Source organism: Paenibacillus sp. (genome assembly GCF_035645235.1).
Lineage (GTDB): Bacteria > Bacillota > Bacilli > Paenibacillales > YIM-B00363 > Paenibacillus_AE.
Map to the genome: position 1 here is coordinate 1 of NZ_DASQMZ010000077.1, position 12,117 is coordinate 12,117.

At 59.1% G+C, this 12,117-nt stretch carries 6 protein-coding genes; all 6 read right to left on the minus strand.

Annotation, left to right across the window (positions count from 1 at the left end):
- The coding region (locus VEZ38_RS07395) for a PKD domain-containing protein (protein WP_324892708.1) at positions 1-6,048 on the minus strand (6,048 nt) is incomplete at its 3' end.
- 623 nt (positions 6,049-6,671) lie between these two features.
- On the minus strand, positions 6,672-7,877 hold the full coding sequence (locus VEZ38_RS07400; protein WP_324892709.1) for an S-layer homology domain-containing protein: 1,206 nt from the start codon (positions 7,875-7,877) through the stop codon (positions 6,672-6,674).
- A 191-nt stretch (positions 7,878-8,068) separates the two neighbouring features.
- On the minus strand, positions 8,069-8,332 hold the full coding sequence (locus tag VEZ38_RS07405; protein WP_324892710.1) for a hypothetical protein: 264 nt from the start codon (positions 8,330-8,332) through the stop codon (positions 8,069-8,071).
- 241 nt (positions 8,333-8,573) lie between these two features.
- Positions 8,574-9,239 carry an RNA polymerase sigma factor gene (locus tag VEZ38_RS07410; RefSeq protein WP_324892711.1) on the minus strand — a complete coding sequence of 222 codons (666 nt, stop codon included), beginning with the start codon at positions 9,237-9,239 and terminating at the stop codon, positions 8,574-8,576.
- Positions 9,236-10,135, minus strand: coding sequence for an ABC transporter ATP-binding protein (locus VEZ38_RS07415; protein ID WP_324892712.1), 900 nt, complete (start codon positions 10,133-10,135; stop codon positions 9,236-9,238). The genes VEZ38_RS07410 and VEZ38_RS07415 overlap by 4 nt, the downstream gene beginning before the upstream one ends.
- A 52-nt stretch (positions 10,136-10,187) precedes the next feature.
- A partial coding sequence (locus VEZ38_RS07420) for an ABC transporter permease (RefSeq protein WP_324892713.1) occupies positions 10,188-12,117 on the minus strand: 1,930 nt, incomplete at its 5' end.

The window sequence follows — 12,117 nt, forward strand, 5'->3', positions numbered from 1 at the left end:
AGAAGCGCCGCTCGGATCCGTCGCCCGCAAGCGCACGTCATATACGCCTTGCTGCACGTCCGTCAGCGCGACATTCGTCGTCGTTCGGACGAGCGTCGACCCGTCGGGACGCGTAATCGTCCATACATACGTCAGCGCATCCCCCTCCGGATCGCTCGAGGCGTTCGTCAACGTCACGTCGTCGCTTTCGTAAATGAGCGCCGGCGACACGGCGAAATCGGCTACGGGCGGACGATTCGCGATCATCCAGCGCACGGCGGACCATGGCGACCAAGCGGCGCCGTCGCTCACCCGTACCCGCACCCTGAGCTTACCGCTCGGCAAATCGGCCGGAACGGTCCAGCTTGCCGTCATCGACGCGGTGTTCTGGGAGACTTGGCCGGAGGACGCGACGACTAACGTATTGGCTTCATTGATGATTTCGACCTCATACCCGCGAAACACGGCGTCCGTATCCGGATCGGTCTGCGTCCAGGCAATCGTCGGCCGCTTCGTCGTTAAAATTGTCGGGTTGGCCTGCGTACCGGTCGGGTACGTAAGGCCTGCTGCCGGCGCATTGTTAATTAAAATCCATCGCTGCGCCGACCATGCAGACCACTCCATCCCGTCATTCGTCCGTGCCCGTACCCGTAGCTTCTGCGCCGAGGGCAGTAGCGTCGTCGGCGTCCAACTGCCCGTCGTCGAGCTTGTATTCTGGTTCAACTCGCTGCTATCGAGTACCGTCGTCGTGTTCGCTTCGTTTGTCACTTGAAGCTGGAACATGCGGAACACGGTCCCGGGATCTGCGTCGGTTTGCGACCATTGCAAGGTCGGTGTACGATCCGTCGAGGCCGTGGGTGCCGATTGCGTCCCACTCGGGAACGTCATTGCTGCGACCGGCAGCGTGTTCGTGGTCAACCAGCGGTCCGCGGACCACGCCGACCAAGTCTGTCCGTCATACACCCTCACGCGCACCCGGAACTTTCCGAGCGGCAGATCCGCCGGCACCGTCCAGCTTCCCGACGTTGACGTCGTGTTTTGCGCCGTTTGCCCGGATGTCTCGATCGTCGATGTGTTGGCCTCATTCGCGATGATGACCTCGTATGCTTGGAACACCGCGTCCGTGTCCGGATCGGTCTGCGTCCACGTGATTGTCGGTCGTCTTGTCGCGATTCGGGTCGGACTCGTTTGCGTTCCTGTCGGGTACGTCACGTTTGCCGTCGGCGCATTGTTAATGACGATCCAGGTCGGCGTCGACCATGCGGACCATTCCAGTCCGTCGTTCGTACGCGCCCGCACCCGCAGCTTCTGCGTCGTCGGCAGCAGTGTCGACGGAGTCCAGCTCACCGAGGTCGACGTCGTGTTTTGGCTCAGCTCCCCGGTGTCCACGTAAACCGTCGTGTTCGTCTCGTTGGCAACTTGAATCTGGTACCTGCGGAACACCGTGCCGGCATCCGCGTCCGTCTGTGTGAACGTCAGCGTCGGCGTCCGATCCGTCGATGCCGTCGGGCTAGCTTGCGTGCCGGCCGGGCTCGTCATCGTTGCGACGGGGGCTGCGTTCGGCGGGAGCGGCTCCGCGACGGTAATGGTCCGCTCGGCGAAATCCGACCAGGCGCCGTACTCGTCCATGACCGCGAGGCCGACTCGATACACGCCCGCCTCCGTCGGACGGGTAAGCTGCTGCGCGACATATGACCCGCTCGGTGAGATGTAGTAATACTTGCGGTCGAAAATGCCCCGCGTCGCCTGATAGTTCTTCCCGTCCTCTGTCGGCGAATACGATGAGCTGCTCGCCCACCGATCCGGATCGTAGCTCGTATCCGACCAACGAATCGTATCGTCCGCGTTGAACGCCGTCGTGAACGCCGCGACGGGCTTCCGATGTACGATGATACGTCTCGTAAACTCGTTCGATGCTTTCCGGTAGCCGGCGAACACCGTGCTCGGGTACAAGTAGCTCGGGTGTGGGTCATCCTCTGCCGACATCGTGACATCGTAAATGCCAACCTTATCGAAAATGAGCTGATTCGACGAGTATGTCTTGTTATGCAGCGTCGACGTCCCCTGGTTCGCGATAAATTTCGGCGTGTGAACGTACTTCCAGCGGTACGGTCCGGCGGGGTCGTTTTCCGGATCTGTAAACACGATGTTCGAATAGCGTACCTCCGCGCTTGCGCTGCCCGAATCCCAAAGCGCAACGTCCTGATCCCAGTACGTCTGCGGCGCTTTGACCTCCTTTACCGAGACAGACCCAAAGTCCACATAGGATTTGTTCGAAAACGGCCCAATCTTGCCGCTTGTCCAGCTCGAGTCCGTCTTATCGAAGTAAGGGGCGCCATTGACGAACACCTCGATACGCGTCCCTAACGTCTTAATTCGGAAGCTGACCGGCACATCGTCCGCGAACGGGTAGTTCGTCTGTTGCAGCACCGTTCTCACACCGTTGACGTACTTGCTCAGGAATAGCGTCGCTCCGTCCGTCTCAAGCGCGTAGCGGCTTCGTGCGTTTTGCGCCCGGAAGCTGAAGCCTACGAGATCCCGATCGGCGTCCGCATCTTCAAGTTCGAGCGTGAAGCTCATCTCATGATTGCTCAGGTTGAACGGCGATAAAAGCTGTCCGAGCGTAAAACCGAGCCCGACGGCAGGGTCCGTCGTCGGTGTCCCTTTCGTGAGCCACGGAATATAATCGTAAGAGACGTACTGATACCCTCTCGAATTCAGGAACGTAAGCGCCAAACCATCGCCAATGAGTTCGTGATAATGAGCCTCGTCCGTCGAGGTGGCGTACATATAGCTCGTTTGAAGGGTGCCGCCCACCGTATATTGCGCTAACGTCGTACCGTCGGTGTTTATGACGCGTCCTTGCGAGGACGTGCCGTTGTAGTACGGCCCCATCGTCCGATTGTCGAGCGTTCGCGACCTTTGATGCGGCGCGGCATAGGTGGAATACGCCCCCGACCATTCGATCTGGAAGTTTTTCGTCTGTGACGTGAACGACAACCCGCCCAGCATTCCTTTCGGCTGCCCCGTCGTCATATCAATGGTCTGTACGTACTCATAGCTATCCCAGCCCTGGCTGCTGAACGTTTTTGTCATGATCTCGTTCCGAAATGGATTTACCACCATGGCTGCGTCGTCGAACCCGCCGCCGTTCCATTTCCAGCTGAAAGACTCTCTTGGGGTCATTTGACGCCCCTTCAGTTTCAGACGCCATGCTACGGTGTAATCTGGGTTGTACCTAACAAGGTGTGTCTCGTCGAGCATCTGGTTGTAATACTCGTAACTGCCGGATGTCTTCCAATACTCCCGGCCGTAGCAACGATATTCTTCGTATCGATACATCTCTCCGTCCAACCCGAAATACCATTCGTGCGGGTACGCGCTGCATCGGTAGTTATAAGACGGGTCCGACTTTTCGATGACGGGAATTGCGGGCAACTGAATATCTAAGACGAGATTGGCTTGCCGATTAAATTGTCGCACCGTCCTGTCCCAATTGAAAACCGCGTTGTCTCCTTTGGAATACACATAGCTATCGTGGTAATATGCTTCAAAATAATAGAAGTCCGTGAAAAATACGTTGTGTTCTAGGGAACTCTCGATATACTCCCCCGTTTCAAGGTCATACGTTCGAATTTCGTAAAAAATATAATCCTCATAGCTCCCGTCCACCATACGACAGGAACTGCAATTCCACTCGTTGAGCTGATATACGGTATCGTCTGTCGCGTGGTATGCAAGTGTTCGTTTGAAGTACACATTTCTGTACCAAACAGGGTCTTGTGGCGTCTTCTTTCGGAACGATACCACTTGCTTCCCGTTTACGTAGGTATAACTGCCCAAAAATTCTTCTGGACTCTTTAACACCGTTGTTGACGGGTCCAAGATGTAATCATAGGGCGAACCGTCGAGCAGGCGATGTTCATAGTCGCCGTAGGGTAACATTTTGAACTCATAACGCCCTATTTTACTTTTGTTAAACGCGTAGAAAGACAGCGGCTTATTGCTTCCTCTCGGTTTCGCTTGAAAATAAAAGTGCGTTCGCGTTGTCTTGTACTGATTGATATACCCCATGCTTCCAAATTGAACGATATCCCAAATCGGGTTTTCCGGCGTTCCTCCCGTGGGAACAAGCAGCGGTTGCGAGTACGCCATATCTACCGTCTGGATCGGTCTGTACGGATTTAAGCCGTTCGCGCCGAAGCCCGTATCCGAGAACGGATGAAACCATGTGTCCTGATAGGTATTCCCGTAAGTCGTGTACGACTTATAAAACGGGTACAACCGCTCCTCCCTTTTTCCAAGCCCGCCCGACAACGTCGTTCCCGCCGTCCAACGCATTCCCTTCCCCGGCAGCGCCGCGGTCGAGTTCACCTGCGAATAGGCCCAGCCCAACATCGTCTGCGGGTTGTAGATCGTCACGGTCGGATGATCCGGCTCCGGGTTTTTTCCCTCGATTTGAAACGAAACCTCCGGCGCCTGATTCTGGATATCGATGGTCGTGACGTTCAGCGGGTCGGAGAGCGTGTCGTCCGTCTTCCCGTAATCCTCCGTCGCCTTCACATATAGCTGGTATTTCCCGACGCGATACGGCGTAAATGGAGCTCTCATGATATTGCCGCCCGTGAGCGTCGTCCACGAATCGTCGCTGAACCCGTTGTTGTTGGCGTCGTACCGCATCCGGTATTCGACCGAAGCAATCGTGTCGCCGTCATTGCTGACGGATTTGTTGTACACGTAGTAGGTCTGGCCGCGAATGCCGATCGGCACGACTTCAAGCTTCGCCACTGGAGGCTCGTCCGCGATAACCGTAAGCGTATGGCTCGCCTGCTGCAGCGACTTTCTCCCTTGATCGTCGTACACATGTAGCCGAATAATTTCGGTGCCGGGTGTGGTGTAAGTTGATTTTTTATTGGTCCATTCGTCCTTCGAGTGGTCGATTGGGCGACCGACCGGCGAATAGCTGTTGGCCGAGCTGAACGGCGTTGGCAGCGCACGTCCTTCCTTCACCTGCGTCGGACCTGTAATGACGGCGACCGGGTTCGGCGGAATCACGTGGATCATCGTCTGCGCCGTGGATTGCTCCCCGAATTCATCCGTCATCGTCGCCTTGATTGTGTGGTAACCGGGCGTGTTCATAACGATGCCATCGAGGTAACTTGCCTGTGGGTGAAAACCATAGGTCCCCGGTAACGACTGCGTCCAAGCGTTATTCGAGAAATCCCAGCTTGCGATCCAGATCGCGTCTCCGTCCGGGTCGCTAGGCGACGCCGGAGTCGATCCCGAAGCCGGCGTTTCGATGATGCGAACCATCATCGTGCTGCCTTGAACGACCTGCGGGACGCTTGTTGTGCTTGTCCAGTCCCCGTTCGCAAACCACCCAAGCTTAAAATAAGGCGGGTCATTGTCGGCGGGTCCAAGGATGGTTAGTGTCTTCGGGCCGAGCCAGCCGCTGTCTCCGCAGGTCCCATTGACCTTCATTGAAATTTGATGACTTCCTACACCGATCCCGTACGGATAATTCCCGTGGGTGTAGGTGGATGTCGTGTTTTGCCCAGTTACGGGCGTTAACACTCCCTTGCCTTCAATACGAAACTGGTGCGACGTATATGTACAGCCATTGGTACCGACAATGTTCTTCGGCTTCAGACTGAACGAGTCGCGGTAGTTGATCGTCGTGGGTGTGATGTCGAAATCCCCGGTAATATTGGCCGGAGGAGGCGGAGGCGGCGGTGGATCTTCCGGATCGCCGCCTCCTGTGACGGTGACGGGGAAGGTGCGGTAAATCTGGAAGCCATCCTCCTTCCAAATTACCGTGATATTGGCAGTACCCGCCCCTACCGCAGTAATTAGTCCGGATGACGAATCGACCGTTGCGACGGCGCTCTTATCGCTGCTCCACGTCGTCGTCGCCGGGTTATTGTTTACGTCAACGGTACCCGCTTGGTATCCCGTCGTCGTCACGGTCGCCGTCGATCCGGACGTTTCCCCCACCGTCATCGAGGACTTCGACGTCGAGGCGTTGAGCGTCTTCGTTTGGTGGATTTCGGCGTACCAAACGAGATCCATATGGATATCGTACCTAACAGCCCTTTTTACAGTAAATGGGGGTACAGTAATTTGCCCCCCGTTTGTAAATGGTTCGTTTGCGGAATATCTAGACCCTCCTACCTCGACATCAACTGTCAGCGTTTGACCATCCGACGAAATGCCCGGTTCACCAAATCCCTTGTAAGCTCCTCCGGTTCTGTAACTCGCTTTTCTAATTGCCGGAACGGTCGTGACAAGCGATGCGTCATATGGTTCATTATAAAAATCCCTGAATTGATCTGTTGGACGGTACGGAGTCATTGGGAGCGGAAACGCTCTCTGGTAGGTAGTAGGGTAATCTGGATCTCCGGCAACGTAATTTACCTCTACCTCGCCATCGCCATAGTTCACGTGAAATTTGCGGTTGTTTAGCTGCGTAAATTCAACATATGGATACGGGCTTTCTTCATTTTCCACCTCGATGATTTTCTTTTGCGTATTTTGCGCTAAACCTGATGGTTGAAAGTAGGGTGCATCCAGTTCTGGAAGTTTCGGAGCCGCTTTTACTTCCGATAATTGGATTCCCGGTACGAGCGGGAGTAAAAAGCTGAGAATGAGGAGGCTGTTAATGATCCGGTTTCTTCTCTTCCGTCTCATCTCAATTACTCCTTATCAATTACAAATCCGCCGCTACCGCCATTAAGCGTGCTTGATGCTATATAACTGCCAACGTCCATGGAACGAGTACTCCAATATCGGCTTGTGACTCCCTGTTTCAGCATCGGGTTAGGGTTGTTCGCATCCAACGCCGTGTAACCGTAGATTACCGGGAGCTTGTGCCGTACCGATCCTCCCGCGAACGAATTGGCTTCTTGAAAGATGCTCGTGTTCACATCACGGCTAAAGGTTGTCGTCATTTCCGAGATGTAGTAGATAAGGTTATACTTTTTTGCGTTCTCCCGCATTTCGGCATCGGCAAACATATCCGCATATACGCTTGTCATAGCGGGATCAAGGGCAATGAGACGATTAAGCTGCACTACCCCAATATCTCGACTCAAGAACAGATCCTTATTGAAAATCTCGTACAACGGGGCTTCTTTTCCCCCAGTACCCTTCGTCCACTTAAACTTCCCTATCGCGTTCCCGATGGTCATGACGTTCGTGCCCGTCGTGCCGACTTCCCGCAGCTCGTTCAGCGCTTGGTACCCGTCCGCCTTCTTCCCCTCTACGGCCAAGTAACGCCCGAGCAGCACAACTACCTCCGCTCGCGTCGTCGTTCGATCCGGGCCGAAGGAGCCGTCCGGGAAGCCGCCAACTAAACCCGTGCCGCGAGCGACCGCGATGTACGGAATGTCCGCCTCCTTGAATTTACCCGGGAAGTACTCCGTGAACGGCAATATCGTCTCCCGCGTATCCTTCAAGGCAGCTACAAAGCTAGGATCCGACTTCGCCAATCCGCTGACGAGCCACTTCACCATTTCCGCCCGCGTAAGCGCCTGATCCGGTTTGAATGTCGCTCCGTACTCCGCCGGGTTGATAAAGCCCATGCCGATCCCTTTATTGAGCGCATCGACCGCCCAATGCGTCGACGCGACGTCGTCGAACGGCTCATACGCCGAAGCCGCCTCCAGTTTCGAGGCACGGGTGACGATCGCAAGAAACTCGGCGCGCGTCACTTGGGCGTCGGGCTTGAATGTGCCGTCGGGGTATCCTCGGACGTAACCCTTTTCTACAGCGGAAACGATCGCCCCCCGCGCCCAATGGGAGTCGATATCGCTAAAAGCCTCAACCGAAGATGCGGATCCGACGCCCGGGGCGAACCCAAAAATCCATAGCACAAGCAGTGCCGTTGTCCATTTCCTCATAAAGAATCCCCTTTCTCTCCTGAATCCCAACAAAAAAAGAACCGCAAACAAGGGGCATTCCCCTGTGAGCACGGTTCTTCCGGCTGGTTCGGTTTTCAATTACTCCAATTATACGAAAATTGCCCTCGACTGACAATCATCGCCACAAAAAAACAGGCCACGCTTCCTCACCGGAAGAGCGGCCGGATCTATTAAGATTGCGTTTTGCGGAGCTCCCGAATGGATGCTTCTTGGTCGACCGACTTGACCGACAGCAGCTCCAAGATCCGCTCATGGCGGTGCTGCGTGTCCTTCATTTCGGCCATATCCGCCTTCATGACAGCGACATCGGTCTTCAATACTGCGACATCCGTCTTTAGTACCGCGACATCCGACTTGATCGCCTGGATGTTCGCGCCCATCTCGTCGAGTCTGCCTAAGATCGCCGTAAGGATTTGCTTTGTTTCGTCCATCATTCCACCCCCGACCTCGTAAATCTACTATACCACAGGTTCTCCCCGGGCACAGCCTCCGTATTCGTATCGATTCCCTCCGTTTTACGACTCGTCCATGGGTCTTAGCCCCCTCCCCGAATACGCAAAAAAAGCCCCGACCGATCGTCGCGCCGATCGCCGAGGCATGCTTTGCCATTCGTAAGATATTGGATTTCAAATATACCATACGGCCCCGCACAACGACAAGACAGAGCGCAGGGCGTCACCGCCGCTGCGACAACCGCTGCCTCGCCCGGCGCACGACCGACTTGACCGTGTTTTCCGGGCACCCGAGCGCTTCGCCGATCGCCCGGTACGTCTCTTGCCCATATATCATTCTTTGGAAAATGTACCTCTCGACCGTCCCCAACCCGCTCAACAATCCCTCATAACGCAGCCGGGTTTCCCGCTCCAGGCATGCCTCCTCGGGCGTCGGAGCGGCCGGATCGGGTTGTCCGGCCAGCAGCTCGAACGGTAGCCATTCCCCGGCCGGGCGCCGCCGGCGGCAGCGATCGACGAACAGCCGGTACCCGACGCGGCGAAGCCACGGCACCGCGGGCATCGGCGTCGAACGGCTGACGAGCAGCCGCACGAACGTCTCCTGCGCGAGGTCGGCGGCCTCCTCCGCGTCGCGGGTGTAGCGAGCCAAATAGGTCTTCAACCCGGCGAAATGCGCCGCGTAGCATTCCGAGACGAAACGTCGGAACTCCTCGTCGGCGGAAGCGGCCTCGGCAACCGAGGCGGGTCGATCGTCGAATCCGTCGCGCCGCGATCGTCCCCTCGGCGTCTGTTCGCGGACCGTTCCTCGCATCGGGGCGAGCGCGAGCGCCGGCTTCGCCACCGCATCCCCCGCAGCCGCCGAAGCGGCCGACATTGTCCGCGCGCTCATGCGCTCGCCTCCGACGCGTCCGGCCGTCCGATGGTCACGCGCGTGCCGTCCCACTCGAGCACGACTTTATCCGTCGCGCCCAGCCGGTCGAGAAATTCGCGCGGCACCTGCAGTCGTCCCGCCTTATCGAGCACCGCGTACTCGACGTGCGCCGAACGGCCCGCGAGGCCGCCCTCGTCCGCCCCCGCCTCCGCGGAGCCGGCCCCCTGCGCCGCATCTGCCTTCCGCAGCCACTCCGAGCTCGTCATGCCGTCCCGAATCGCGACGACGCGGTCGACCTGCTTCGCCAGCGCCAAATCGTGCGTGACGATGACGATCGTGACGCCGAGCTCCCGGTTGAGCGCGCGGAACACGCCCATGATCTGATCGGACGTGCGGCTGTCGACCGAGCCGGTCGGCTCGTCGGCAAGCAGGAGCGGCGGCCGGTTCGCCAGCGCGATCGCGATCGCGACGCGCTGCTGCTCGCCGCCGGAAAGCTGATGGAGCTTGTTGTGCATCCGCTCCTCGAGGCCCACCGACGCGAGCAGCGTCTTCGCGTACGCGTAATCGGGCCGTCGGCCGAACATCATGGCCGTCTCTACATTTTCCAAAGCCGTCAGGTAGGGCAGCAGGTTGCGCGCGTTGTTCTGCCACACGAATCCGACCGTCGTCCGCGTATATTCCGCGAGCTGTTTGTCCGTCATCGTCAGCAAATTCCACGAGCCGACTCTCGCCGTGCCGGCGGAGGGACGGTCGAGGCCCCCGAGGATGTTAAGCAGCGTCGACTTCCCGCTTCCGCTGTTGCCGATGATCGCCATCATTTCGCCTGCGCGAACGGACAAGTTCAGCCCTTGCAGCGCCACGGCTTCGACGGTTTCCGTCTTATAGATTTTCACTAAGCCTTCGCATTCGATCATGTCCTGACCTCCTCCCGAAAATGATCCCCCGTCGCGCCGCGGCCCGCGCCCGTTACCGCTCTTCGCCCAGCTTCACGGCTTGATGAACGCGCAGCCTGCGAATGTACGTCGCCAGCGCCAGGGCGCCCAAGCCGAGCATAACGCCGGTGATGGCCAGCAGCCGAAGTCCGTCCGCCGCGTCGGTAACGACCGCGAACGGCGGCACTTGACGGCGGCCCGCCTGCAGGAGCGGCAGGAACGCCGAGCCGGCGAGGCGACCGAGCAAGAGACCTACGCCGATGGACAGCCCCGTCGTCAGCAGCTGCTCCGCAAGCAGCATGACCGTCAGCTGGCGACGGCTGAGCCCCGAGGCGCGCAGCACGCCGAATTGCACCGTCCGCTGCGACAAGGTAAACACCCAATACAGCAAGTAGCCGATGAACGAGAGCAGGACGGAGACGAGAAAGCCGAGGCTGAGCAGGCCGAAGGTGCCTTCCTTGGACGGGTCGAGCCGCATGCGGATGAGCTCGCTGCGCACGTCCCGCGCGGAGGCGATCCGCAGGTCGTTGTCCCGCATCGCCTGCAGCACCGGAGCGACCTTCGCGCCGGGCTCCATCTTCAACCAGACCGCGTACGGGACGAGCGGCGTCTGGTCGTACACGTAGTCGAGATTGGCCACGACGAACGGCGACGCCGCCGGGTCGAGCGCCGGCCAGTACGGCACGACGGCGACGACGATGAACGAGATCGTCGTCTGGCGCACGTTCATCTGGATCGAATCGCCGGGTTTTAGTCCGTGCGCCTCGGCGAACGATTGCGAGACGAGCGCCGCCTGCTCGTAGGCGCCGAGCAGCCGCAAATATTGGTACGGATGCACCGGATAGTCGCGGGGGTCGAACGTCGCGGTTCGCGCGAAGTCGACGTTTTGGATCGCTTGGAGCGTTCCCTTCCCCGCGGGCTTGCCGGCGACCGACAAGTCCCCTTCCTCGGTCAGCACCTTCGCCGCCGACCGCACCCCTTCGATGCGGCGAATCGGCTCGAACGGCGGCTCCGTGTAAATGACTTTCCGCGCTTCGGTCTCCTCCAAATATTTGCCTTCCTCGTCGTACTCCTCGGTGTAGCCTTCCCACGACGGCTGCAGCACGACGTCCGCGCCGGCGGCGTAGGTCAGCGCCCGGGCAGCGTTCGCGTCGATCGTCCGGGCGGCGGAGGCGTGATACGTGCCAAGGCCCAGCGTGAGCATGAGCAGCAGCATCAGCGGGTAGGCGGCGGCGCTGGACCGCGACAGCGTCAGCAGCGACAGATGCAGCGGCAGCGGGAGCCACCGCCCGAAGGCGACGTGCAGCAGCCGCAGCAGCCACGGAAACAGCCGCAGCGCGCACAGCCCGGCGGCGAACACCGCGAACGCCGGAACGAAGAACAGATACGCCTGCGCATCGCCGGACGCCGCGTCCCCCGCGGCGGCGGCCCAACCGCTTCGCTCGCGCAGCGCGTACCAGCCGTACCCGGCCGCGGCAAGCGCGGCGACGTCGAGGTACAGCCGCTGCCAGAGCGGCGCACGATCCGCCCGCGCCTGCTCCTGCCGCGCCCGGACGATCGAGGAGCGCGCGTAGCGCCAGGCCGGCACGGTCGCGGCGACGACGGCGAACGCGACGGCGGCGCCGCCGTACGCGAACGCGACCGGCGAATACGAAAGCGCCAGCTCCTTTCCGGAGACGAAGCGCAGAAAGCCGTCCGTCGAGCCGATCGCCCGCGCCAGCCCCCAAGCGGCCCCCATGCCCGCGGCGTACGCCGGGACGCCCAGCAGCAGGCTCTCGTACAAAAACAAGCGGGCCAGCTGCGGCGGACTGCCGCCGCGGCTGCGGAGCACGGCGATGTCGGTGCGCTGCCGCGCGAGCGATTGACGCGCCCCGGTCAAGATAAAGTAGAAGGCTATCGCGAGCATCGGCGCGGCGAGCATGAACAGTGTCGTCTCCAGACGGAGGCTCTGACCGCGAAAGTCG